The 25,012-nt window shown below is 66.3% G+C and carries 20 protein-coding genes and 3 pseudogenes; 13 read left to right on the top strand and 10 right to left on the bottom strand.

Annotated features, from left to right (window positions below):
• The 3 genes and pseudogenes from L6444_RS08355 to L6444_RS08365 form a co-directional block, all read right to left on the bottom strand.
• Positions 1-1,534, bottom strand: a pseudogene (locus L6444_RS08355) (Hsp70 family protein).
• 30 nt (positions 1,535-1,564) lie between these two features.
• A pseudogene (locus L6444_RS08360) lies at positions 1,565-3,796 on the bottom strand (carbon starvation CstA family protein); the annotation flags it as partial.
• A gap of 89 nt (positions 3,797-3,885) precedes the next feature.
• Positions 3,886-5,409, bottom strand: coding sequence for an ATP-dependent DNA ligase (locus L6444_RS08365; protein WP_236981672.1), 1,524 nt, complete (start codon positions 5,407-5,409; stop codon positions 3,886-3,888).
• Between the two features lie 112 nt (positions 5,410-5,521).
• Between L6444_RS08365 and L6444_RS08370 the strand changes: the two genes are divergently transcribed.
• The gene (locus L6444_RS08370; protein WP_236981673.1) at positions 5,522-6,280 is read left to right on the top strand and encodes an SDR family NAD(P)-dependent oxidoreductase; all 759 of its coding nucleotides are present in this window, start codon (positions 5,522-5,524) and stop codon (positions 6,278-6,280) included.
• A 98-nt stretch (positions 6,281-6,378) separates the two neighbouring features.
• The gene (locus L6444_RS08375) at positions 6,379-8,541 is read left to right on the top strand and encodes an acyl-CoA dehydrogenase (protein ID WP_236981674.1); all 2,163 of its coding nucleotides are present in this window, start codon (positions 6,379-6,381) and stop codon (positions 8,539-8,541) included.
• Here the strand turns inward: L6444_RS08375 and L6444_RS08380 are convergent.
• Positions 8,534-8,863, bottom strand: coding sequence for an OB-fold domain-containing protein (locus tag L6444_RS08380; protein WP_236983923.1), 330 nt, complete (start codon positions 8,861-8,863; stop codon positions 8,534-8,536). The two genes, L6444_RS08375 and L6444_RS08380, sit on opposite strands and share 8 nt — an antisense overlap.
• Positions 8,864-9,057: 194 nt before the next feature.
• On the opposite strand from L6444_RS08380, the gene L6444_RS08385 reads away from it, so the two are divergent.
• Positions 9,058-10,164 carry a thiolase family protein gene (locus L6444_RS08385; protein ID WP_236981675.1) on the top strand — a complete coding sequence of 369 codons (1,107 nt, stop codon included), beginning with the start codon at positions 9,058-9,060 and terminating at the stop codon, positions 10,162-10,164.
• Between the two features lie 328 nt (positions 10,165-10,492).
• Here the strand turns inward: L6444_RS08385 and L6444_RS08390 are convergent, their stop codons facing one another.
• Positions 10,493-10,630, bottom strand: coding sequence for a hypothetical protein (locus tag L6444_RS08390; protein ID WP_236981676.1), 138 nt, complete (start codon positions 10,628-10,630; stop codon positions 10,493-10,495).
• 325 nt (positions 10,631-10,955) lie between these two features.
• Here L6444_RS08390 and L6444_RS08395 point away from each other — a divergent pair, with 325 nt between their 5' ends.
• A complete protein-coding gene (locus L6444_RS08395) occupies positions 10,956-11,456 on the top strand; it encodes a homocitrate synthase (protein WP_236981677.1) in 501 nt (166 codons plus the stop codon).
• Position 11,457: 1 nt separating this feature from the next.
• Here L6444_RS08395 and L6444_RS08400 read toward each other — a convergent pair whose 3' ends face one another.
• A complete protein-coding gene (locus L6444_RS08400; RefSeq protein WP_236981678.1) occupies positions 11,458-12,939 on the bottom strand; it encodes a cytochrome P450 in 1,482 nt (493 codons plus the stop codon).
• Between the two features lie 116 nt (positions 12,940-13,055).
• Between L6444_RS08400 and L6444_RS08405 the strand changes: the two genes are divergently transcribed.
• Together L6444_RS08405 and L6444_RS08410 are read left to right on the top strand one after the other, a co-directional pair.
• Positions 13,056-13,703 (top strand): TetR/AcrR family transcriptional regulator, encoded by a 648-nt coding sequence (locus tag L6444_RS08405; protein WP_370653099.1) that lies wholly within the window; start codon positions 13,056-13,058, stop codon positions 13,701-13,703.
• Between the two features lie 47 nt (positions 13,704-13,750).
• A complete protein-coding gene (locus tag L6444_RS08410) occupies positions 13,751-14,641 on the top strand; it encodes an SDR family oxidoreductase (protein WP_236981679.1) in 891 nt (296 codons plus the stop codon).
• Here the strand turns inward: L6444_RS08410 and L6444_RS08415 are convergent.
• Both L6444_RS08415 and L6444_RS08420 read right to left on the bottom strand, forming a co-directional pair.
• Positions 14,638-15,672, bottom strand: a complete 1,035-nt coding sequence (locus tag L6444_RS08415) for a DNA polymerase IV (RefSeq protein WP_236983928.1) — start codon at positions 15,670-15,672, stop codon at positions 14,638-14,640. The two genes, L6444_RS08410 and L6444_RS08415, sit on opposite strands and share 4 nt — an antisense overlap.
• Positions 15,673-15,683: 11 nt before the next feature.
• Positions 15,684-16,283 carry a TetR/AcrR family transcriptional regulator gene (locus tag L6444_RS08420; protein WP_236981680.1) on the bottom strand — a complete coding sequence of 200 codons (600 nt, stop codon included), beginning with the start codon at positions 16,281-16,283 and terminating at the stop codon, positions 15,684-15,686.
• Between the two features lie 91 nt (positions 16,284-16,374).
• On the opposite strand from L6444_RS08420, the gene L6444_RS08425 reads away from it, so the two are divergent.
• The 7 genes and pseudogenes from L6444_RS08425 (at position 16,375) to L6444_RS08455 (ending at position 24,003) form a co-directional block, all read left to right on the top strand.
• Positions 16,375-16,932, top strand: coding sequence for an NAD(P)H-dependent oxidoreductase (locus tag L6444_RS08425; RefSeq protein WP_370653100.1), 558 nt, complete (start codon positions 16,375-16,377; stop codon positions 16,930-16,932).
• A gap of 480 nt (positions 16,933-17,412) precedes the next feature.
• Complete coding sequence (locus tag L6444_RS08430) at positions 17,413-17,652, top strand: redoxin NrdH (RefSeq protein WP_236981682.1); 240 nt, start codon at positions 17,413-17,415, stop codon at positions 17,650-17,652.
• A 29-nt stretch (positions 17,653-17,681) separates the two neighbouring features.
• Positions 17,682-18,134 carry a class Ib ribonucleoside-diphosphate reductase assembly flavoprotein NrdI gene (gene nrdI, locus L6444_RS08435; RefSeq protein ID WP_236981683.1) on the top strand — a complete coding sequence of 151 codons (453 nt, stop codon included), beginning with the start codon at positions 17,682-17,684 and terminating at the stop codon, positions 18,132-18,134.
• Positions 18,104-18,662 (top strand): annotated as a pseudogene (locus L6444_RS08440) (ribonucleotide reductase N-terminal alpha domain-containing protein); the annotation flags it as partial. The gene nrdI and the pseudogene L6444_RS08440, both read left to right, overlap by 31 nt.
• Before the next feature lie 43 nt (positions 18,663-18,705).
• The gene (nrdE, locus tag L6444_RS08445) at positions 18,706-21,498 is read left to right on the top strand and encodes a class 1b ribonucleoside-diphosphate reductase subunit alpha (protein WP_236981684.1); all 2,793 of its coding nucleotides are present in this window, start codon (positions 18,706-18,708) and stop codon (positions 21,496-21,498) included.
• Positions 21,499-21,607: 109 nt separating this feature from the next.
• Positions 21,608-22,351, top strand: coding sequence for a TetR/AcrR family transcriptional regulator (locus tag L6444_RS08450; RefSeq protein ID WP_236981685.1), 744 nt, complete (start codon positions 21,608-21,610; stop codon positions 22,349-22,351).
• A gap of 104 nt (positions 22,352-22,455) precedes the next feature.
• Positions 22,456-24,003, top strand: a complete 1,548-nt coding sequence (locus L6444_RS08455) for a flavin-containing monooxygenase (protein ID WP_236981686.1) — start codon at positions 22,456-22,458, stop codon at positions 24,001-24,003.
• Here L6444_RS08455 and L6444_RS08460 read toward each other — a convergent pair.
• Both L6444_RS08460 and L6444_RS08465 read right to left on the bottom strand, forming a co-directional pair.
• Positions 23,989-24,528 (bottom strand): TetR/AcrR family transcriptional regulator, encoded by a 540-nt coding sequence (locus L6444_RS08460; RefSeq protein ID WP_236981687.1) that lies wholly within the window; start codon positions 24,526-24,528, stop codon positions 23,989-23,991. The genes L6444_RS08455 and L6444_RS08460 overlap by 15 nt on opposite strands.
• Positions 24,512-24,958, bottom strand: coding sequence for an SRPBCC family protein (locus tag L6444_RS08465; RefSeq protein ID WP_236981688.1), 447 nt, complete (start codon positions 24,956-24,958; stop codon positions 24,512-24,514). The genes L6444_RS08460 and L6444_RS08465 overlap by 17 nt, the downstream gene beginning before the upstream one ends.
• Positions 24,959-25,012 lie beyond the last annotated feature (54 nt).

Genomic DNA, 25,012 nt, shown 5'->3' on the forward strand with positions numbered 1-25,012 from the left:
TCAGTTGCGCGCCGAGGCGCGCCGCTCCAGGCGGTAGGTGCGGGTGAATCCGGCGGGCTGGGTTGTGAGTGTGACCTCGACGGCGCCACCGGGCCCGACGGTGTAGCGCTCCTCGACTTCAGGGCCCTCGCCCCAGCGGCCGACCGGCTGGTGTCCCAGATCGTCGCGGTCGTGCAGGGCCGGGTCGAACGGAAACAGGACCGGATCGTAGGGCGTGACATCGCCGTCGGGGGCGCCCGTCGACCAGCCGGCTGCATTCGACGAAGCGGAAGTGTCCGATGTTGTGCGCCGCGCGGTACCTGCGGCTCACGGTCAGCGGGGTGTGCCCGTCGACGGGCAGGCACGCGTCTTTGGGGACGATTGGGTCGAAGACGACGTCGGAGCCCGACCGGGCTTCCCGGAAGACACCGAAATGCCGCGAGAAGCGTTCGGAGAGAGAACGAAACCAGACTCGTTGTCGAGGAAGACCGCCAGGCCGATGGCCGTCGCGGCGAACGGGTGCGGAGACCGCTTGACGCGTTTCTCGCCGAACTCCGCTCGCAGCATCCGGGCGATCAGCGGGAAGCCGCCGGCGCCGCCGACCACGTAGATGCCCGCCACCTCCGACCACGGGACGTCTCTGCCGTCGCCGGCCGGGTCGTGCAGGACGCGCGCCAGCAATTCGGTGGTCCGGTCGACGAGCGGGGCGCACGCAGCGTAGACGTCGTCGATCGGGCAGGAGAACGGCGGACGATCGGCACCGTCGACAGCCGTCAGATCCACCAGGAAGCGACGGGTCTGCGGCCCGACGGCCTCCTTTCGGGCCGCGCACTCCTCGACCAGCAGCGCCCGGCGCTGCGCGTCGAGGCCGGGCAGCTGTGACCCGGCCAGGACCAACTGTGCGATCGCCTCGTCGAAGTCGTCGCCGCCGAGCCGCTGAATGCCTTCGCTGACCACGACTTCGTTCACCTGCCCGGCCATCTTCAGCAGGGAGGCGTCGAAGGTGCCGCCACCGAGGTCGTAGATCAACACGTACTCGCGCTTGGCGGTAATCGTGGAGCGGTATCGGTGGGCGTATTCCAGCCCCGCGGCCGACGGTTCGTTCAACAGCGCGACAACCTGAAAACCCGCCGCCAGGAACGCATCCAGGGTGAGGAAGCGCTGGGCGCTGGAGGCGTTGGCGGGCACGCTGATGGCGGCCTGAATGGCTTCGCCCGCGGCCGCGCCGGCATTGGACCGGTGATAGAGGTCGGTCTTGAGTTGGCTCAGAAACCCGGTGAGCAGCTCGGCCAGCGGGTAGTCGCGGCCGGCGAGGGTGACCTGCGTCTGGGGACCGGCATCGTTGAACAGTCGCTTGACGGACCGCAGCAGTTCCCAGCCGGGCTGGTGCCGCACGGCTGCCGCGTCCGGGCCGTAGCGCAGTTCCCCGGCGGCGTTCGCCGCGATCAGCGACGGCCATGCATCGACGCCGTCGAAGGAAACGACGGGGATAGTTGCCGCGGTCGACGAGCGCCGCGACGGTATGTGTGGTGCCGAAGTCGATTCCGACCTTCATCGGATCCGATTCTAGGGGGTCTTGCGGCACCGCTACCGCATTCCAACGCCGCTGCACGTCACGCTCAGCGGTGGTGGGGATCAGGCCAGCCGGTGCGAACCGCTTGGACAGCACCGGGTCGTCCTCTGCCAACGGCCGGCCGGAACCACGAAATGCCTTGATCGACACGATGATTCCCGCAACGAACACCACTACGACTACGGTCGCGAACACGATCGACAGCGTGCCCTGCACCAACGCATTGCGGATGACCTCATCAAGTTGATGGCGGGTGGTGGCCGAGCCGAACGCGGTCTTGCCGGCGTCCCGAGCGGCCGAGTACTGGGAGTACTGCCGCCAGTAGCCGACTTTGGGGTCGGCGGAGAAGATCTTCTGCCACGATGCGGTGAGGGTGACGGCCAGATCCCACAGCAGCGGGACGCCCGGGATCCAGCACCATTTCGCCCGCCCCTTCTTGATCACGATGACGGTGAGGATGGTCAGCGAAATCGCGGCGAGCAACTGGTTGGCGATCCCGAACAGCGGGAACAGCGAGTTGATGCCGCCCAGTGGATCGGTGACCCCGAGCAGCAGCATGCTGCCCCACGCGGCCACCACCACCAGGCTGCACAGCCAGGCGCCAGGACGCCACCTGGCGTCTTCAAACCTGCGCAGCGGACCACCGAGGTTGGCCAGCGCGTCGGCGACCATGAACCGCGTCGTGCGGGTGCCGGCGTCGACGGTGGTCAGGATGAACAGCGCCTCGAACATGATCGCGAAGTGATACCAGAAAGCCCGCAGGCGCGCGCCGCCGAAGGCCCGCTGCAGCATCTCGGACATGCCGAACGCCAGGGTCGGCGCGCCGCCGGTGCGCGACACGATGCTCGCCTCGCCCACACCCGCGGCGGCCTGATCGATCTGCTGAGCGGTCACCGGCCGGCCGGACAATCCGAGGCTGTTGACGTATTGTGCTGCGGTGCTTGCCTTTTCGCCGGTCAGGGCGCCGGGTGCATTCAGGGTGAAGTACAGGTGCTGGTCCAGGATCGTCGCCGTGACCAAGGCGATGACCGCGACGAACGATTCGGTGAGCATGCCGCCGTAGCCGATCAGGCGCATCTGGCCTTCCTTCTCCAGCATCTTCGGCGTGGTTCCGGAACAGATGAGCGCGTGGAACCCGGACAGCGCGCCGCACGCGATGGTGATGAACAGGAACGGAAACAGCGTGCCGGCGAACACCGGGCCGTCGCCGCGGCCGGCGAACCCGGACACCGCCGGCGCCTGGATGACCGGGCGCACCACGCACACGCCGACAGCCAGCAGCGCGATGGTGCCGACCTTCATGAACGTCGACAGGTAGTCACGCGGGGCGAGCAGCAGCCACACCGGCAACACCGATGCGGCGAACCCGTAGCCGATCAGCAGCCAGGTCAAGGTGACCGGAGACAAGCTGAACCACGCAGCACCCCAGGAGGTTTCGGCTACCCATCCGCCGGATAGCACGGCGAGCAGCAGCATTCCGCAGCCGATCGCCGAAACTTCCGACACCCGCCCCGGCCGCAGAAACCTCAGGTAGCAGCCCATGAACAGGGCGATCGGGATGGTCATCGCGATCGAGAAAACTCCCCAAGGGCTCTTCGCCAGCGCACGCACGACCACCAGCGCCAGTACGGCGATGACGATGACGACGATGGCCGGGATGCCGACGAGGGCGGCCACGCCGGCGACGCCACCGAGTTCGTCGCGCACCATCTGGCCCAGCGAGCGGCCGCGCCGGCGGGTGGAGATCCACAACACCAGGTAGTCCTGCACGGCCCCGGCCAGCACGGCGCCCACCACGATCCAGATCGCGCTGGGCAGGTAGCCCATCTGCGCGGCCAGCACCGGGCCGACCAGCGGTCCCGCCCCGGCGATGGCGGCGAAGTGATGGCCGAATACCACGCGCCGGTCGGTGGGCACGTAATCGGTGCCGTCGTCCAGGATTTCGGCCGGGGTGGCGCGGTCGTCGCGGGGACGGACGATCTTGCGTTCGATCAGCCGTGCATAGAACCGGAAGGCGATCAGGTAGCTGCAGACCGCGGCGACCACCATCCAGACCGCGTTCACCGTCTCACCGCGGGCGACCGCGAGTATCGCCCAGGCGACGGCGCCGACGACCGCGACGACACCGAAGAACATCTTGTGCCGCAACGTGATCGGGGAGCGGTCGATGATCGCGACGGGCGGCAGGTCGGGCTCGGTTTGGACGTAGCTGGTCTGCTCGTGGCCCACCCGGACTCCCTTCACCGCCGCAGCGACAGTGAATCTACCTACGCCCGACCGGCGTGTCGCGTCGTGAGGTTCCCTTCGCGCTGCCGATGCCGCACGGGTGGCGCTCAGTACATCGCGCGGACGGTGTCGATGGTGTCGGCTTCGTCGGCACGTTTGTCGTCGCGGTAACGCACCACCCGCGCGAACCGCAGCGCCACCCCGCCGGGGTAGCGCGACGAGCCCTGTACCCCGTCCAGCGCGATCTCGACCACCTGCTCGGGCCGCACCTGCACGACGTAGCCGTCCGTCCCGCCCACCGCAAGCTCGCTGAACCGCCTGGTCTGCCAATCCAGCGTGGCGTCGGTCATGCCCTTGAACGTCTTGCCCACCATCACGAAGCCCCCGGTGTCGGGATCGCGGGCGCCCAGGTGAATGTTGGACAACTTGCCGCGCCGACGGCCCGAACCCCACTCGACGGCCAACACCACCAGGTCCAGCGTGTGCACCGGCTTCACCTTCAACCAGCCCGCGCCGCGGCGGCCCGCCTGATACGGCGCCGCCGGGGCCTTGGCCATCACCCCCTCGTGACCCGCGGCCAACGTGGCGTCCAGGAACGCGGTGGCCTCGGCCTCGTCGGAGGTGGCCAGCCGGTCGACCCGCTGAGTAGCCGGCACCAGCGCGTCCAGAGCGGCCAGCCGTTCGGCGGTCGGCGCGTCCAGCAGGTCCACCCCGTCGCTGTGCAGGATGTCGAAGAAGAACACCGACAGCGGCTGCGTGGCGCGCGCGGCGGCAACGTCGACCGACCGCCCGAACCGCGACGCAGTGACCTGGAAGCGGTGCGGACGGTTGTCCGGGCGCAGCGCGATCGCCTCGCCGTCGGCGATCAGCGTGCTGACCGGCAACGCCAGCGCAGCCTCGACCACTTCGGGCAGCCGGGCGGTGACGTCGTCGAGGCTGCGGGTGTAAACGGTGACCTGGTCTCCGGACCGGTGGATCTGCACCCGCGCACCGTCCAGCTTGGCTTCGAAGATCGCGCTGCCGCCGTGGCGTTGCAGCGCGTCGGCGACATCGCCGGCGGTCTGGGCCAGCATCGGGCCGACCGGACGCCCCACCCGCAGCGTGAACGCGTCCAGCGACGCTCCGCTCAGCGCCGCGGCCGCGACGGCCGGCAGATCCCCACCCAGCATCGCCGCCCGCTGCACGGTGGCGGCCGGCAGCCCGGCGGCCTTGGCCACGGCGTCGGTCATGATGCCGACCAGCGCGCCCTGGCGCAGCTCACCCCCGAGCAGCCGCAGCAGGAACGTCTGCTCGGTCTCGGTCGCCGCGCTGAACAGCCCCGCGACCAGCGCCGCGCGCCGCGCCTGCGACCCCTTACCCGCGACGGCCCCGATCTCGGCGAACGCGGCGTCCACCCCGGCGACCGTCAGCACCGGCTGCGAGGCCGGCGGGGGAGGCGACCGCAGCGCCGCCCAGCCAACCCCGATCTGGCGTTGCCGCAGCTCACCGGAGAGCCACGACACGATGGTGGCGACCAGCTCCGCATCCCCAGCCGACCGGCTCAACAGACTGGCGATGTGGGCGACCTTGGTCAGCCGCGACGAGGTGCCGGCCACCTCGAGCGAGGTGCCGGCGACGTCCAGGAGGAGCACGCTTGCCAGCTTGGCATGGCTCGCCGACAACCCCGCCTGACCGACGCGATAGCGTGCCTGGTTAACGTTACAAATTCAAGACAATCTGACAAGCCGAAAATGGAGGTCCGGGATGGAGATCAGCGGGAAGAAGGTCGTCGTCATCGGCGGTGCTTCGGGAATGGGACGGGCCAGCGCAGAATTGCTGCACCAGCGCGGCGCGCAGGTCGCCATCCTGGACCGGGAGAACTCGGACGGCAAGGCCGTAGCCGAAGGTGTCGGCGGCAAGTTCTACCCCGTCGACGTCACCGACTTCACCGGCACCGAGGAGACGCTGCAGGCAGCTGTCGACGACCTGGGTGGCTTGCACGTCACGGTGACCACTGCCGGCGGCGGCATCGCCAAGCGGACCATGACCAAGACCGGGCCGCATGATCTCGAGTCGTTCCAGTCCGTCATCGATCTGAACTTGATCGCCACCTTCAACATCAGCCGGCTGGCCGCCGCGCACATGAGCAAGAACGAGCCCGAGGACGAGGAGCGCGGCGTCATCATCAACACCGCCTCCATCGCCGCCTACGAAGGACAGATCGGTCAGGTCGCCTACACCGCCGCCAAGGCGGGCATCGCGGGCATGTGCCTGACCATGGCGCGGGACCTGGGCTCGCTGGGGATCCGGGTGCTCGCGATCGCGCCGAGCCTGTTCGCCACGGGGCTCACCCAGGGCATTCCGGACGAGTTCGCGGCGGCGCTGACCAAGGACGCCGCCTTCCCGAAGCGACTGGGCCGGCCCGAGGAATACGCCAAGCTGGTCGCGGCGATCGTGGAGAACCCGATGCTCAACGGCCAATGCCTGCGGCTGGACGCCGGGCAGCGGTTCGCGCCCAAGTAAGCGCCCGGCTGCCCTCCCGGAGGCATTGAGTAGTCTCATAAACCGATCCAGGATTCCGCAACGACGCGGGTTCTGTAGTGCTGCGAGGAGGGGCCCGCATGGGTATCGCACTGACCGACGACCATCGCGAACTCGCCGAGGTAGCTCGCGGGTTCCTGACCTCGCAGAAGGCCCGGGCGGCCGCCCGGGCACTGCTGGATGCGCCGGAGGAGGCACGCCCTTCGTTCTGGCCGGGCATCGTCGAACTGGGCTGGCTCGGGCTGCACATCGACGAGGAGCACGGCGGCTCCGGCTTCGGACTGCCCGAATTGGTGGTGGTGGTCGAGGAACTCGGCCGCGCGGTCGCGCCCGGACCGTTCGTACCCACCGTGATCGCGTCGGCGGTGATCGCCAGCGAGGGCACCCCGGAGCAGAAGGCGCTGCTACCCGGGCTGATCGACGGCACATCCACCGCCGGAATCGGTTTGGGCGGGCATGTGCTCATCGACAACGGCGTAGCCGACGGTGACGCCGGCGTGGTGCTGGGTGCCGGACTGGCCGACCTGTTGCTCATCGCGGCAGGCAACGACGTGCTGCTGCTGGAACGCGGGCGTGCCGGGGTCTCGGTGGAGACGCCGGAGAACCTCGACCCGACCCGGCGCTCCGGGCGGGTCCGGCTGCAGAACGTGTCCGTGTCCGCCGACGACATCCTGCCGGGCGCAAGGGAATCCGCGTTGGCCCGCGCTCGGACATTGCTCGCCGCCGAGGCCGTCGGCGGTGCCGCCGACTGCGTGGAGGCCGCCGTCGACTACGCCAAGGTGCGTCAGCAGTTCGGCCGCACCATCGCGACTTTCCAAGCGGTCAAACATCATTGCGCGAACATGCTGGTGGCCACGGAATCGGCGCTGGCCGCGGTGTGGGACGCATCCCGCGCCGCCGCTGAGGACGAGGAGCAATTCCGGCTGGCCGCCGCCGTGGCTGCCGCCCTGACGTTCCCCGCCTACGCCCGCAACGCCGAACTCAACATTCAGGTGCACGGCGGCATCGGGTTCACCTGGGAGCACGACGCGCACCTGCATCTGCGCCGTGCGCTGGTGACCACGGCGCTGTTCGGCGGTGACGTGCCCGCGCGGGATGTGTTCGAGCGCACCGCTTCCGGCGCCAAGCGGGACAACAGCCTGGACCTGCCGCCCGAGGCGGAACAGTTGCGCACCGTCATCCGCGCCGACGCCGCCGAGATCGCCGCGCTGGACAAGGATGCACAACTCGACAAGCTGATCGAGACGGGCTACGTGATGCCGCACTGGCCCAAGCCGTGGGGCCGGGCCGCCGATGCGGTCGCGCAGTTGGTGATCGACGAGGAATTCCGTGCCGCGGGCATCAAGCGCCCCGACTACGGCATCACCGGCTGGGTGATCCTGACTCTGATACAGCACGGAACCCCTTGGCAGATCGAAAGATTCGTCGAGAAGGCGTTGCGCAAGGACGAGATCTGGTGCCAGCTGTTCTCCGAGCCGGACGCCGGCTCGGACGCTGCGTCGATCAAGACCCGGGCTACCCGCGTCGACGGGGGCTGGAAGATCAACGGCCAGAAGGTGTGGACCAGTGGGGCGCACTACTGTGCGCGTGGTCTGGCGACCGTACGCACCGACCCGGACGCGCCCAAGCACGCGGGCATCACCACGGTGATCGTCGACATGAAGGCGCCGGAAGTCGAGGTGCGACCGCTGCGCCAGATCACCGGCGGCTCGGACTTCAACGAGGTGTTCTTCAACGACCTGTTCGTGCCCGACGAGGACGTCGTCGGGGCACCCAACTCGGGCTGGACGGTCGCCCGTGCCACGCTGGGCAACGAGCGGGTGAGCATCGGTGGCAGCGGATCGTTCTACGAGGGCCTGGCGGACCAACTGGTGCAGCTGGCGCGGCAACACGCGGACCGGTTGGCGGGCGCAGACGTGCGAGTGGGAACCTATCTGGCGAACGAGAATTCGCTGCGGTTACTGAACCTGCGTCGCGCGGCCCGCAGTGTCGAGGGCGCCGGCCCGGGACCTGAGGGCAACGTCACCAAACTCAAGCTCGCCGAGCACATGGTCGAGGGCGCGGCGATCATGGCCGCGCTGCAGGGGCCCGAGGTCGCGCTACTGGACGGCCCCGGCGCGCTGTCCGGCCGGTTGATCATGGGCGCGCGCGGAATGGCGATCGCCGGCGGTACCTCGGAGGTGGCCCGCAATCAGATCGCCGAGCGGATCCTCGGCATGCCGCGCGATCCGCTGATCAACTAGTCGCGGCGGGCGCGAACAGTGGCGCGCCGCCCGCGCCCTTCTCCGGCCGGATCTCGACAGGCATCCCGCATGTCACCGAATCTGGTTCGCAGCCAACGATATTGGCGGCCACCCGCAGCCCGCTCTGCTCGCTGAGTTCCACCAGCGCGATGACGTACGGAACGGGGATCTCCGGGTTATAGGGGTGGTAGTTCACGGTGTAGGTGAACACGGTCCCGGTGCCGCAGACCGGCTTGGCCGTCAATGCGGCACCGCAGTCTGGGCAGGTCCCGGTCGCGGGGTGCACCCAGCGTGCGCAGTCTTCGCAATGCTCAACCAGCAGTGGGGGAGGTGGTCGACTCGGTTGTCACCACCAATACAGTACGCTCTACTGGATCCCCCATTAATAGGTTGGATGCGGCGCGTAGATGCTACGGACGGTGCAGATGGAGTACTTCGAAAAAAGACGCGATTCTGTCCGGCATCGGCATTTCCCGGATCGGCCGCCGCACCGGAATCCCGGGGCTGGACCTGACCATGGAAGCGGTGCGGGCCGCCATCGACGACGCCGGGTTGGTGGCCGCCGACATCGACGGCATCGCCACGCTGGGCGACACCCCGGCCGCCGAGGTCAACGCCGAACTGGGGATCGAGGCGGGCGACTGCGGCAGTGGATTCGGTACCGGCGGCCTGCTGAGCCCGGTGATGTCGGCGTGCCGCGCCGTCGCCGAGAAGCGCGCCCGGCACGTGGTCATCTACCGCACCATCCAGATGCTGGGCGGCACGGTCCCGGTGAAGCAGGAGGAGAAGAATGCGCCGGCGCCTCCGCTGGCGCGCATGTTCGAAACCGCCGAAGGAGTCGAGAGGCCCGCCGTCGGGGCGATGGACGACATCAATGATCTTGTTGCGGCCCAAGCTTATTCGGCTGCCAACTGGCTCGCGCTCAACTGCCGCCGGCACATGGAGCTGTACGGGACCACCAAAGAGCAGCTGGGCTGGATCGCGCTCAACGGTCGCCGCAATGCGGCGCTCAATCCGCTTGCCGTCTACCGCGATCCGATGACCATGGACGACTACCTGGGTGCGCGGCTGGTGTCGACACCGTTCGGACTGCTGGATTGCGACGTGCCCATCGACGGGTCGATCGCGGTGGTGGTGTCACACGCGGACTACGCCGGCGATTGCCCGCACCGCGCGGTGCGCGTCGAAGCGGTCGGCGGTTCCGATGGCTCCGGCGGATGGTTTCACCGCCCCGACTACCCGAAGATGGCGATGTCGGATGCCACCGCGCAGATGTGGTCGCGTACCGAACTGACCCCCGCCGACATCGCGGTCGCCGAACTCTACGACGGATTCACGTTCCTCACGCTGGCCTGGCTGGAGGCGCTCGGAGTGTGCGGCGACGGCGAGGCGGGTCCGTTCGTGCAGGGGGGCACGCGGATCGCGCGCGACGGGCGACTGCCGCTCAACACCTACGGCGGTCAGCTCTCGGCCGGTCGGATGCACGGCTACTGGGCGCTGCACGAGGGATGTCTGCAGCTACGCGGCGAAGCCGGTGAGCGTCAGGTTGTCCGGCGGCCCGAGGTGGGTGTGGTCGCGGTGGGCGGTGGGCCCGTCGCCGGGTGCATGCTGCTCACCTGCTGAGCGCGGCGTCCGGCGCAGTGTTAGGACGTCGGCACACCGGTGATCGGTGGTGTCTCGGTGGGTGGGCCTACCGGCACTGTTATCGGCACCGGCGCCGGTCCCGAAGGTGCGTTGGGCTGCGTAAAGTTGCAGCCGGCCGCCAGCGCGGCGAACGAGGTCACCAGTATTGCCCCCACAATGCGGCCTACCCACCGCTTCCCCGTAGCACTCATAGCCAGTGCCCTTCCGACGTAGTGCACATGCTCTGGCGGCTGCAGCCGCCGCCGTCTGGAATGTTAGCTACGTCATACCGGCGCAGTGGGCGCTTTCGACAGAATTGACGCCGGTGTCAGCCCGACGGGACCGCGGTTACCTCCGGCGTGATCGCATCCCCGCCCATGGTTTTCGAGCAGCCGGTCGCCAACAATGCGTAGGCCGCGAAAATCGCAGCGGCGATTGCGGTGATGACTTTCTTCTTCGCCCTCATCTGCCTGGCCTTTCCCCGCAGCGCACAAACGGTCGATCCGCGAACAGCCCCTGAATGCTATCGCCGTGCGCCCAGATCGCGAGGCACTTTCTGGTCAACCCCGACAAAGCGAATGCGGCGTATCGACGGGTTGATCCGGTCGCAGATTTCGGCAAAGCAACTTGCGCGCCAGCCGACGGGAGGTCTAGTGTCGTCGCTCGTGCGTCTTCTTCAGCGTGCCGTAGTAGCCAGCACCCGCAGCGGGGTCTGATCCAGACCGACCCCCCGCTGTGGGTCGGAAGCTACTACCGTCGGTCGCTCCTTCGAGCCAAAGAAGACCGGCACCATGACTCTCCTCTCTCACGATTCCGACCACTTCGGCGACACCGCGGATGGGTGGTTCGAACGCCATTTCGGCGTCGCACTGCCCCGGGGCTTGCGCGATCGGGGTTCGGCGATGCCGTGGCAGAGCTTCGCCGCGAGTCTCGGCCGCAGCACCGGCCCGCTGCGGCTGGGGCACTGGGAGTGCACCGACTCGGCGCGCCCGGGTACCAGGCTGGGGCCGCAGGCCCGCAACTTCCGCGCCGTGATCGCATTCGGTGATCGCATCGACACCTCGACCGCGGCCGCCGGTGGACCCGTCGCGGCGCTCACCGCGATGCTGCACGAACGCGGAATTATGCTGGAAACACTGAACTTTCACCAGATGCGCGCAGGCCGGGACATCGTCACGTTCGTGCGCGGCACCGACGGCGTCGGCGCCGAATGGGCGATGGGCTGGGCGGACGATCCGACGCAGTCGGCGCTGCGTGCGGTGATCGCCTGTGCGAACCTATTGGTCGGCTGACCTACAGCGGCCGCAGCACGATTGGCATGCCGTCCATCGGGATGGGAATCGTGCGGTAGTCCCACTTGGCCTCGTAACCCGGTCGCGCCAGCTCCAGGCGATACCGCCGCAGCAGCCGATGCATGATCGTCTTGATCTCCAGCTGCCCGAATGTCATACCGATGCATTTGTGTGCACCGCCGCCAAAGGGAGTGAACGCGTAGCGGTGTCGCTTGTGCTCGCTACGCGGTTCGGCAAACCGGTCTGGGTCGAACTTCAACGGATCGGTCCACAGCTCGGGCAGCCGGTGGTTCACCCCGGGAAATGCGGTGACATTGGTGCCGGCCGGTATGTAGTGCCCGAGCAACTCGGTGTCGCGTACCGTTCGCCGCATCGCCCACTGCACCGGGGACACCAGACGAATCGCCTCGTTCATCACCAGGTCCAGCGACTCCAGCTTTTCCAGGGATTCGATGTCCAGCGGTCCATCGCCGAGCCGGTCGGATTCGTCCCGGCAACGCTGTTGCCAGTCGGGGTTGGCGGCGAGCTGATACGCCATATTGGTCGCGGTGGTGGTCGAGGTGTCGTGCGCGGCCATCATCAAGAAGATCATGTGGTTGACGATGTCTTCGTCGGAGAAGCGATTACCGTCCTCGTCCTCGGTTTGGCACAACACGCTCAGCAGGTCGTTGCCGCTCTTTCCGCGCTGCTCCTTGACCCGCTCGGCGAAGTAGTCCTCGAGCAGTTGCCGGGCCTTGAGGCCGCGCCACCAGGTGAACGGCGGGATGCCGGTGCGGATCACGGCGTTGCCGGCGCGGACCGTCATCGTGAAAGCCTTGTTGACCTTCGTCACCAGTTCGCGGTCGGTGCCCGGCTCGTGACCCATGAACACCATCGAGGCGATGTCGAGGGTGAGTTCTTTCATCGCCGGATACAGCAGGAAGCGTGCATCGTTGACAACCCAGTCGTCGGCGATCACCTGCGATACGACCTGGTCCATCTGTTCGACATAGTTCACCAGCCGGGACCGGATGAAGGCCTCCTGCATGATCCGACGGTGGAACAGGTGCTCTTCGAAGTCGAGCAGCATCAGTCCGCGGTTGAAGAACGCGCCGATCACCGGTGTCCAACCCTGCTGCGAGTAGTCCTTGTTGCGGTTGGAGTAGATCACCTGGGCGGCATCCGGGCCGAGCGCAGCGACGAACGGCAGCACCGGCGAGTCCCCGAAGATGAGCGGGCCCTTCGTTTCGTACAGAAACTGCAGATATTCCGGTCCGCCGCGCAACATCTCGATCATGTGCCCGAGGATCGGCAGTCCCCGGTCGCCGACGACCGGCTTGAGCCCACTGCCCGGTGGAGGCTCGGCCAGTCGGCGTTCCGGGAACTGGGTCTCCCGCAACCGGCGCTCCAGCAGCCCCATCCCGGGAATGTTGTTGACCGACGGGGTCAACCGACGTCGTGCTTGGTCGAGGACGTATTCGGGGGTGCTGATGGTGGCTGTCATGACACTCCTTACCGGCCGTGGCGGCGGTCACTTTCTCTTAATATCTCGGTCAAACTTGACGCCTGTCAAGTTTTCTTTTGGAACGGCGTGGTGCATGGTCAGGATGTGATCGAGAAGTGAGTAGTCAGGCTGCCGAGGACGGGCAGGGCTCGGCCGGACAGCGCCGGCGCGGCGACAAGCACCGGCAGGCGATCATGCAGGCGGTGCGCGACTTGTTGCAGGAGCGACCTTTTGCCGAACTCTCGGTCAGCACCATCAGCGTGCGGGCCGGGGTGGCCAGGTCCGGCTTCTACTTCTACTTCGATTCCAAGTACTCGGTGCTGGCCCAGATCCTTGCCGAGGCGGCCGAGGAACTCGACGAACTCACGCAGTACTTCGCGCCGCGCCAGCCGGGAGAGTCGCCCGAGCAGTTCGCCAAACGAATGGTGGGCAGCGCTGCGGCGGTGTACGCGCAGCACGACCCGGTGGTGCAGGCGTGTAACGAGGCCCGGCACACCGATCTCGAGATCCGCGAGATTCTGGAGCGGCAATTCCAGGTGGTGCTCGGCCAGATCGTCAACATCGTCGACGCCGAAGTGAAGGCCGGCACCGCGCAACCGATCAGTGACGACCTGCCGACCCTGATTCGCACGCTGACCGGCACCACCGCACTGATGCTCACCGGTGACCCGCTGCTCGTCGGGCGCGACAGCGAGTTGCCGAACCGGGTGCGCGTGCTCGAACAGCTGTGGCTCAACGCGCTGTGGGGTGGTCGGGCGCGTTAGGAATGCCGCACGCGGATTCGGACCGGACCGCCGGTATCGTCTCGACCATGGCGCAGCGGGGCTCCGAGCACTATTTCACGGGTAAGCGGTGTTTTGTGACGGGTGCGGCCAGCGGTATCGGCCGGGCCACCGCACTGCGGCTGGCGGCACGAGGCGCCGAGCTCTATCTGACCGATCGCGACGCCGAGGGCCTGGAGAAAACGGTGGCTGACGCGCGCGCACTCGGCGCGCAGGTGCCCGCCTATCGCGTGCTGGATGTTTCGGACTACGACCAGGTGGCTGCGTTCGCCGTCGACATCCACACCAGCCACTCCAGCATGGACGTGGTGTTCAATATCGCCGGAGTGTCGGCCTGGGGGACCGTCGACCGGCTTTCCCACGACCAGTGGACCAAGATGGTAGCGATCAACCTGATGGGCCCGATCCACGTGATCGAGTCGTTCGTGCCGCAGATGGTGGCGGCCGGCCGCGGCGGGCGGCTGGTCAATGTGTCCTCGGCGGCGGGGATCGTGGCGCTGCCCTGGCATGCGGCCTATAGCGCCAGCAAATACGGTCTGCGTGGATTGTCCGAGGTGCTGCGTTTCGACCTGGCCAAGCATGGCATCGGGGTGAACGTCGTGGTGCCGGGCGCCGTGCGGACCCCGTTGGTCAACACTGTGGAGATCGCGGGCGTCGATCGTGAGGACCCGCAGGTCGCCCGCTGGGTCGACCGCTTCAGCGGGCACGCCGTCTCACCGGAACGGGCGGCGGAGAAGATCCTGGACGGCGTGGCGAAGAACCGGTACCTGGTCTACACCTCGCCGGACATTCGGGCGTTGTATGCGTTCAAGCGGTTGGCGTGGTGGCCTTACAGCGTGGCGATGCGCCAGGTCAATGCGGTCTTCACCCGTGCGCTGCGGCCCGGTCCCCCGACGCGGGGAATCCCGTCGGGTAATTAACCCGGCATCATCAGTTCAAGACGGACTCCGAGCAGGCGGACGGGCCGGTCCAGTTCGAACAGGTCCAGGACGCGCAGGGCGGCGGTGACGATGACGTCGGGGTCGGTGGTCGGGGCGTCGAGTTTGCGGATCTTGGTGCGGGTGTAGAACGTCGAGGTGCGCACGGTGACCGCGACTCGCGTGACGATGCGCGCCTCGGCCAGCACGTCAGCGAGTGCTCGTCGAGCCAATTCCGTGACGGCCGTATTCATTTCGCCACGTTCGGTCAGGTCGCGGGGAAAGGTGACGACGTGGCTGCGCGATCGCGCTACCCACGGTTCGGCGCTGACGTCGGTGTCGCCGCCACCCTTGGCCAGCAGCAACAGCCACAGGCCGGTGCGCGGGCCGAATGTCGAGGTGAGCAGCTCGCCGTCGCTGTAGGCGAGGTCCCGGACCGTCGAGATACCGGCGGCAGCAAGCTTTTTGGCGGTCTTGGGGCCGACACCCCACAGTGCGTCGACCGGCCGGTCGGCCATCATGGCCATCCAGTTGGCGTCGGTGAGGGTGAAGATGCCGGCGGGCTTGGCGAATCCCGTGGCGACCTTGGCGCGCTGCTTGTTGTCGCTGATGCCGACCGAGCAGGACAGCCCGGTTTGCGTCGCGACGACGTGGCGGATCTGTTCGGCGACCGCGGCGGGATCGGCCGGCGGGGTCACGCCGACGTAGGCCTCGTCCCAGCCCCAGACCTCGACGGGGTGGCCGAGGTCCCGCAACAGGCCCATGACCTGTTCGGATGCCGCGTCGTAGGCGGTTGGGTCGGAGGGGAGAAAGGTGGCTTCCGGGCAGCGCCGGGCGGCGGTGCGCAGCGGCATGCCGGCGTGCACGCCGAACTCACGGGCCTCGTAAGAGGCGCAGGTGACGACTTTGCGTGGTTCGGTGGGATCGCCGCTGCCGCCGACGATGACCGGCAGGCCCACCAGTTCGGGGCGTCGGCGCAGTTCGACTGAGGCCAGAAACTGGTCGAGGTCGACGTGTAAGACCCAGGACGGCATTCGGGTCCCGATCACCTGCCGCACAGCTTGCGGGCCAGGCCGGCCCACGCGTCGGCCAGGGATTCTTGGGTGTGGCCGCCGTCGCGGAGTTGATGCTCGACGTAGTCGACGTCGAGCAGGGCCAGCAGGGCGTCGGTCTGCACGGCCAGATCGCCGGTGGTGTCGGCGGCCCGAAGTAGCACCTGGACGTGTCTGCGCTGCACGGCGGCCGCACCGACCCGGCGCGTCTGCGGGTCGCGGTTGGCCGCGGACAACAACTCGTGGTGGGTATGGACAAAGCAGATCCGTTCCCGGCCGAATGCGATCAGGCGCTCCAACGGCGGCGCATCGGGACCCAGCGGCGGCGGACCGAACAGGAATGCCTGCTGGCTTTCCTTCTCGTCCTCGTCGAGCAGCACCGTCATCAGCCCGGCCCGGCTGCCGAAGCGCCGGAACACGGTGCCTTTACCGACTCCGGCGGCGGCGGCGACGTCGTCCATGGTGACCGCCTCGGCGCCACGCTGCCGGACCAGCTCGCGGGCCGCAGCCAGCAGCAGCGCTCGGTTTCGTGCGGCGTCGCTGCGTTCCTGCTGCCGTTGCGGAGCCGATACCGGTAGTTCGATCCCGGTCATCCCTGTACTCTAACTCGATCGGAATAAAATGGACTATAGTCCGGTTAATCCGTGCAAGGATATGGACCAACGAGCAAAGGGGACGACAGAAGTGACCGAGACCAAGATCCTGGCCCTGGTGGGCAGCCTGCGCACGGCGTCGGTCAACCGCCAGATCGCCGAACTTGCCGCCCAGGTCGCTCCTGAGGGCGCCACCGTCACCGTGTTCGACGCGCTGGCCGAGTTGCCGTTCTACAACGAGGACGTCGACCCCGCGGTCGGCGCGCAGCACGACGAGCCGGCTGCGGTGGCTGCGCTGCGTGCCGCGGCGCGCGAGGCGGACGCCGCGCTGGTGGTCACCCCGGAATACAACGGCACCATCCCCGCGGTACTCAAGAACGCGATCGACTGGCTGTCCCGGCCGTTCGGCAGCGGCGCGCTGAAAGGCAAGCCGCTGGCGGTGATCGGGGGTTCGCTGGGCCAGTACGGCGGCGTGTGGGCACACGACGAGACCCGCAAGTCGTTCGGCATCGCCGGGGCGCGGGTGGTCGAGTCGATCAAGCTGTCGGTGCCCTTCAAGTCGCTGGACGGCAAGGCGCCGGCCGAGCACGAGGAGCTCACGGCCAATGTGCGCGACGTGGTCGGCAAGCTCGTCGCCGAGGTCGGCTGACGCAGTCCCGTCAAAGCCGCCGACGGTCTCGTCGGCGGCTTTGCTGGTAGGGGGCGCCCTGCGCTGTGGCGCCGGATTTGTCGGTGGCCGCTGATATACCCATTGGCATGCGTAGCCCATCTACCCCGTCGCTGGCCGGTTGTGATCTGCGACACGCCGACGACACGCCCGGCAATAGCTTACGACCTGCGAATTTCAAGAATGTTGTTTCGAACATCTTGTATCTCTTCTCGTTGTCACCCCCTAGGTGTAGTGTTTCGAGGACCGGCAGATCCCAGGTTCACCAAATCCAGACCAGGTCCTCACCGACCCGGCAGGAGGCGGTGATCCTCCCGGAATCGGCATCACCAGCTCGCGCGACCTGGTGGCCGCGGACGGGAATCTGGGGTCCTCCCGGGGCGCTGAACACAGTGCGGACCCACCACTCAAGCCGTTGCCAGTCCCGTTAACCCCTCACTCCCGCAAAGGAGCGGTACGCCCATGAGCATCATCGTCTACAGCAAGCCAGCATGCGTGCAGTGCGTCGCCACCTACAAGGCGCTGGACAAGCAGGGCATCGCCTATGAAACGGTCGACATCACCCTGGACCCCGAGGCGCGTGACTACGTGATGGCGCTCGGCTACCTGCAGGCGCCCGTCGTGGTGGCCGACAACGCCCACTGGTCGGGTTTCCGTCCCGACCGCATCAAGGCGCTCGCGGAATCGGCGCTGAGCGCCTAGACAGCGGTAGACGAACAGGGGCTGCGGTCATGGAGAGCTTGGGGCACAGCCTGGTCTATTTCTCCTCCGTGTCGGAGAACACCCACCGCTTCGTGCAGAAGCTGGGTGTTCCCGCCACGCGGATACCGCTGCACGGCCGCATCGAGGTCGACGAGCCGTACGTGCTGATCCTGCCGACCTACGGCGGCGGCCGGGCAACCCCCGACATCAACAACGGGGGATACGTCCCGAAGCAGGTCATCGCGTTCTTGAACAACGAGCACAACCGCTCACTGCTCCGCGGCGTCATCGCCGCGGGCAACAACAACTTCGGTGCCGAATTCGCCTACGCGGGCAATGTGGTGTCCCGCAAGTGCGCAGTTCCGTACCTGTACCGATTCGAACTCATGGGCACTCCGGACGACGTGGTTGCCGTTCGCTCAGGTCTTGCCGAATTCTGGAAGGAACAGACGTGTCACCAACCGTCACTGCAGAGCCTGTAACCGCCGGCACGCACGGGTCGCAGAACGAAACGGATTACCACGCGCTCAACGCGATGCTGAATCTGTACGACGCCGAGGGCAAGATTCAGTTCGACAAGGACGTCTTGGCGGCGCGCCAGTACTTCCTGGAGCACGTCAACCAGAACACCGTGTTCTTCCACAATCAGGACGAAAAACTCGACTACCTGATTCGCGAGAACTACTACGAGCGTGAGGTTCTCGACCAGTACTCGCGCAACTTCGTCAAGACGCTGCTGGATCGCGCCTACGCCAAGAAGTTCCGCTTCCCGACGTTCCTGGGCGCGTTCAAGTACTACACGTCCTACACGCTGAAGACCTTCGACGGGAAGCGCTACCTGGAGCGCTTCGAAGACCGCGTCGTCATGGTCGCCTTGACGTTGGCCTCCGGTGACACCGGACTGGCCGAGAAGCTGGTCGACGAGATCATCGACGGCCGGTTCCAGCCGGCCACCCCGACGTTCCTGAATTCGGGCAAAAAAGCAACGCGGAGAGCCGGTTTCGTGCTTTCCCGCCGGAACACCAGTAGATACCCCTGACGGTCCGCGGGCGATTGAGAGTCTGCGCACAGGGGACAAGGTGCTTTCGCACGACGGGTCCTTCTCCGTGGTCGAGGCCGTCATCGAGAACCCCAACGAACAAGCGCTCATATCCATCTCGCACTTCGGGCACAAGGAGCCCCTGCTGTGCACCCCCCGAGCATCCCATCCTGGTGTGGACCACGCGCGACGTGCAGACCCTCATCGAGGGTGACGGGGCCGACCCGTTCAACGGCTTTGTCTGGTTGGCTGCCAAAGACATTCGTCCTTCGGATTTCATCGTGACGGCAGCACCTCGGGGCGGACGACCGCGGCGGACCTTCGACCTGATGGAATACGTGGGCGAGGGCGAATACGAAGAGGTTGATGGCCTCATCCGCAAGGTCAACACCGATCGAAAGCACCGCAACAAGCAGCGCCACCACATGCGCTTCATCTCGGTGAATCGCTATGTCGAAGAGTCGTACGATCTAGGGCTTCTCCTTGGTTGGTACGTTGCCGAGGGGCATATTTCCAAGCGATCAGATCACGCAGGGCGCAATCCCAACGGCATCCATTTCACGATCGGCACGCACGAACTCGAATACCAGCATCAGCTGGCGGCGGCTTTCAAGCGGGTGTTCGCCGCCGACCTCGCCGTTCACCAGAGCATGTCCGACCAGTCGGTGCGCATGATCTGCAACAGCAAGGTCGTTGCGTCACTGTTCTTCTCGTTGGTCGGCACGGGATACAACTTGAAACGGTTGTCCCACGAAGTTCTAACGGCCGACGAAGAGTTCCAACGCGGATTGCTGGCCGGGTTGTTCCGCGGTGACGGGTGCAGCACCACCGGCGGCATGGTGCTCGACCTGGTCAATCCGAGTCTGGTCGATCAGGTGCAACTCCTGCTGCGCCGAAACGGGATCATGTCCAGGGTTCGCCAGTACGTCAACCAGTCGGGTAACACGACCGGGCAGGTGTTTGTGCCCGGTCTGCCCGGCGCCAACGAGGACTTCATCTTTGACGTCGGCAAGAATCTGCACAATTACGTCGGCCAGAAGGGGACGTCGCGCACCACCTATCAGGTCGTACACGGACGGCACGTGTACGGCATCCGGGAACTGCGGCACACACAGGAAGTTCCCGCCAAGGTCTACAACCTGCATGTCGAGGACACGCACACATACACGATTCGCGGAACCGTCGTGCACAATTGCTTCCTCCTTCGCATCGAGGACAACATGGAGTCCATCGGGCGCTCCATCAACTCCGCGCTGCAGCTGTCCAAGCGTGGTGGGGGAGTTGCGTTGCTGCTGACCAACATTCGCGAACACGGTGCGCCGATCAAGAACATCGAGAACCAGTCCTCGGGCGTCATCCCGATCATGAAGCTGCTCGAGGACTCCTTCTCCTACGCGAACCAGCTGGGTGCGCGTCAGGGCGCCGGCGCGGTGTACCTCAACGCGCATCACCCCGACATCTACCGCTTCCTGGACACCAAGCGGGAGAACGCCGACGAGAAGATCCGCATCAAGACGCTCAGCCTGGGCGTGGTGATCCCGGACATCACCTTCGAGCTGGCCAAGAAGAACGAGGACATGTACCTGTTCTCGCCGTACGACGTCGAACGTGTCTACGGCAAGGCGTTCGCCGACATCTCGGTCACCGAGAAGTACTACGAGATGGTCGACGACGCGCGCATCCGCAAGACCAAGATCAAGGCGCGCGAGTTCTTCCAGACGCTGGCCGAGCTGCAGTTCGAGTCCGGCTACCCCTACATCATGTTCGAGGACACGGTGAACCGGGCCAATCCCATCGAGGGCAAGATCACCCACTCGAACCTGTGCTCGGAGATCCTGCAGGTCTCCACCCCATCGCTGTTCAACGACGACTTGTCGTATGCCAAAGTGGGCAAAGACATTTCGTGCAACCTGGGGTCGCTGAACATCGCCAAGACGATGGACTCGCCGGACTTCGCGCAGACCATCGAGGTGGCCATCCGGGCGCTGACCGCCGTCAGCGACCAGACGCACATCACCTCGGTGCCGTCAATCGAGCAGGGCAACAACGACTCTCACGCGATCGGGCTCGGGCAGATGAACCTGCACGGATACCTGGCGCGGGAGGGCATCTTCTACGGTTCCGAAGAGGGCATCGACTTCACCAACATTTACTTCTACACCGTGCTCTACCACGCGCTGCGCGCGTCGAACCGCATCGCGATCGAACGAGGCACGCACTTCAAGGGATTCGAGCGGTCCAAATACGCCTCGGGAGAGTTCTTCGACAAGTACACCGAGCAGATGTGGGAGCCGGCCACCGACAAAGTGCGCCAACTCTTCGCCGACGCCGGCATCCGGATCCCGACCCAGGACGACTGGAAGCGGCTCAAGGAGTCGGTGCAGCAGCACGGCATCTACAACCAGAACCTGCAGGCGGTGCCGCCGACCGGGTCGATCTCCTACATCAACCACTCCACGTCGTCGATCCACCCGATCGTGTCGAAGGTGGAGATTCGCAAGGAAGGCAAGATCGGTCGCGTCTACTACCCGGCGCCCTACATGACCAACGAAAACCTGGAGTACTACCAGGACGCCTACGAGATCGGCTACGAGAAGATCATCGACACCTACGCCGCGGCCACCCAGCACGTGGATCAAGGGCTGTCGCTGACGCTGTTCTTCAAGGACACCGCCACCACGCGCGATGTGAACAAGGCGCAGATCTATGCCTGGCGCAAGGGCATCAAGACGCTGTACTACATCCGGTTGCGGCAGATGGCGCTGGAAGGCACTGAGGTAGAGGGTTGCGTCAGCTGCATGTTGTGACGGCCGGTCGCTGAAGGCGGCGACCGGGTCGGTGCGCGAGCAGCGCGTGGGCCGGGACTTGCCGCCCGTATCGCCAGGTCAGCCGACTCCACGCGGTAAGGTGCATGACGTGGTGAGAATGCCTCGACCCGCAATACCGCACCCCGGTGCCAAGCCCGGGGTCAAGGTCGACGCGCGCAGCGAGCGCTGGCGCGAGCACCGCAAGAAAGTGCGCGCCGAGATCGTCGAGGCGGCGTTCCGGGCCATCGATCGCCTGGGCCCCGAGCTGAGCGTGCGGGAGATCGCCGAGGAAGCCGGCACCGCGAAGCCGAAGATCTACCGGCACTTCACCGACAAGTCGGACCTGTTCCTGGCCATCGGGGAACGGCTGCGCGACATGCTCTGGGCAGCGATCTTCCCCTCCATCAACCTGGCCACCGACTCCGCGCGCGAAGTGATCCACCGCGCCGTCGAAGAGTTCGTCACGCTGCTCGACCAGCATCCCAACGTGATGCGGGTGTTCATCCAAGGCAGCTCCAGCGCCCAGTCCAAGGCAACCGTGCGGACCCTCAACGAAGGCCGCGAGATCACGCTGACCATCGCCGAGATGTTCAACAACGAGCTGCGGGACATGGAGCTCAACCGTGACGCGCTGGAACTGGCCGCGTTCGCGGCATTCGGCTCGGCGGCCTCCGCCACCGAGTGGTGGCTGGGTCCCGACCCGGACAGTCCGCGGTCGATGACGCGGGAGCAATTCGTCGCCCAGCTGACGACGATCATGATGGGCATCATTGTCGGGACCGCCGACACCCTGGGCATCAAGATGGACCCCGAGAAGCCCATTCACGACGCGCTGCCCGCCGCCTCGGCGTGAGCTGGGCCTCAGCAACGTTGACATCACGGTAGCGATCGACAACACTCGGATTATCCGATACCCCGGGTACTGGGTATTTTTCAAGTAAGGAAGACCGACCTCCCATGACAGACGTCGTGACCCCGGCCGTCGACGAGACCGGCAAACCACAATCCGACCAGCCCCCGGTGCACACCCGTGCGGTCATCATCGGCACCGGATTCTCCGGCTTGGGCATGGCGATCGAGCTGCAGAAGCAGGGCGTGGACTTCGTCATCCTGGAGAAGGCCGACGACGTCGGCGGCACCTGGCGCGACAACAGCTACCCCGGTTGCGCCTGCGACATCCCGTCGCACCTGTACTCCTACTCCTTCGAGCCCAAGCCGGACTGGAAAAACCCGTTCTCCTTCCAACCTGAAATCTGGGACTACCTCAAGGGCGTCACCGACAAATACGGGTTGCGCCGCTACATCAAGTTCAACTCGCTGGTGGACCGCGGCTACTGGGACGACGACGAGTACCGCTGGCACGTGTTCACCACCGACGGTCGCGAGTACATCGCGCAGTTCCTGATCTCCGGGGCCGGCGCGCTACATATCCCGTCCTTCCCCGAGATCGAGGGCCGACACGAATTCGCCGGTCCCGCTTTCCATTCCGCGGAGTGGGACCACAGCGTCGACCTGACCGGCAAGCGGGTCGCCATCATCGGCACCGGTGCCAGCGCCATCCAGATCGTGCCCGAGATCGTCGACCGGGTCGCCGAACTGAAGCTCTATCAGCGCACCCCGCCGTGGGTGGTACCGCGGTCGAACCCGGAGATACCGCCCCGGCTGCGGGCGGCCATGCAGAACGTCCCCGGCCTGCGGGCCCTGACTCGTCTGGCCATCTACTGGGGCCAGGAAGCGCTGGCGTTCGGCATGACCAAGCGACCGAATGCGCTGAAATTCATTGAGCTGTATGCGAAGTACAACATCCGCCGCTCGGTCAAGGATCGCGAGCTGCGGCGCAAGCTGACGCCGAACTACCGCATCGGCTGCAAGCGAATCCTGAACTCCACCACGTACTACCGGGCGGTCGCGAACCCGAAGACCGAGGTGGTGACCGAGGGCATCACCCGGATCACCCGCGACGGCATCGTCACCGCCGACGGTCGCGAACGCCAGGTGGACGTGATCGTGTACGCCACCGGCTTCCACGTCACCGACTCCTACACCTATGTGCAGATCAAGGGTCAGCACGGCGAGGATCTGGTGGACCGGTGGAACCGGGAGGGTATCGGCGCCCACCGCGGGATCACCGTCGCCGACGTGCCGAACCTGTTCTTCCTGTTGGGGCCCAACACCGGCCTGGGGCACAACTCGGTGGTGTTCATGATCGAGTCGCAGATCCACTACGTCGCCGACGCGATCGCCAAGTGCGACAAGATGAAAGCGCAAGCGTTGGCGCCCACCCGCGAGGCGCAGGATCGGTTCAACGACGAACTGCAGGAAAAGCTGACCCACTCGGTGTGGAACACCGGCGGTTGTGCCAGCTGGTACCTCGACGAGCACGGCAAGAACACCGTGTTGTGGGGCGGCTACACCTGGCAGTATTGGCGGGCCACCCGCTCGGTGAAGCCCGAGGAATACCGGTTCTTCGGGGTCGGCAAGCGCCCTGCGCTAGCCGCTGAGTAGCCGCGCAAAGGCTTTCGCCGCCGCGTCGACGCCGGCGTCGTCATCGGTGGCCACCAGATCCAGCAGTAGTCCGCGGATCACCGCGAGGCCCAGGCGCGCTTGGGCGGGATCGACGGAGCCTTCCGTGACGGCGTCGGCCGCGTCCAGCCAGCCGGTGACGGCGCCGGGAAGCATTGCGGCGAAAGATCTCTCGTCTTGCGCGGCCCGCGCGTAGCACTCGAAGAACAGCCGCTCCAACTGCCGTAGTTCGGGGCGGCTCACGTCGGCCCAGATGGCGCTGAAATGTTCGGCCGGGTTCGTCGGAAGCTCGGGGAGCAGGTTCATCTGCCGGCGCTCCACCTCCTCGACCACTGCCAGCAGCAGCTTGTCCCGGGAACCGAAGTGGTGCAACAGCATTCGATGGCTGGTGCCGACCGCGGCTGCGACGTCGCGCAGCGACCGCTCGCCCACGCCGTGGGCGGCGAACTCCTCGACCAATGCGTCCAGGAGTTGCCGGCGCCGGTCGGCGTCAGGCGTGCGGACCACACGCGCCCCGGCGCTGTTCCGAGCGCATGGTCAGGCCGCGGGCTTCCATGTCGAGGTAGCGCTTGGTCATGTTCGTCATCAATCGGCCGACCAGAGCGCCGATCACGCCTTGCTGGTCGATGCGCTGGCGCACCAGAGTGCGGTCGCCGGGCTGGGGGATGACCTCGTGGCTTGCTTTCGCCAAGGCGCCGGGGGCGCGCTGCTCCCAGGTCCAGGACGTGCCCGGTTCGATCTCGGTGACCTTCCAGACAAGGTTGCCCATCCTTGGCTGCTTGATCGCGAAGCGGTTTCCGACCGCGAGTTCGGGGCCGTCGAGGGCCTTGAGGGAAGTCACCGAGTCGGTCCACTCGGGCCAGCGTTCGACGTCGCTGAAGACCTCCCAGACGATGTCCGGCCGAGCGTCGATCTCAAAGCTGTGTTCGGTAATCATGTACCAAATGGTACATGTCGTCGCAGCTGATGTCAGCCGGGTTTTCGGCCCCAT

Origin of the sequence: Mycobacterium kiyosense (assembly GCA_021654635.1) — a bacterium.
Taxonomy (GTDB): domain Bacteria; phylum Actinomycetota; class Actinomycetes; order Mycobacteriales; family Mycobacteriaceae; genus Mycobacterium; species Mycobacterium kiyosense.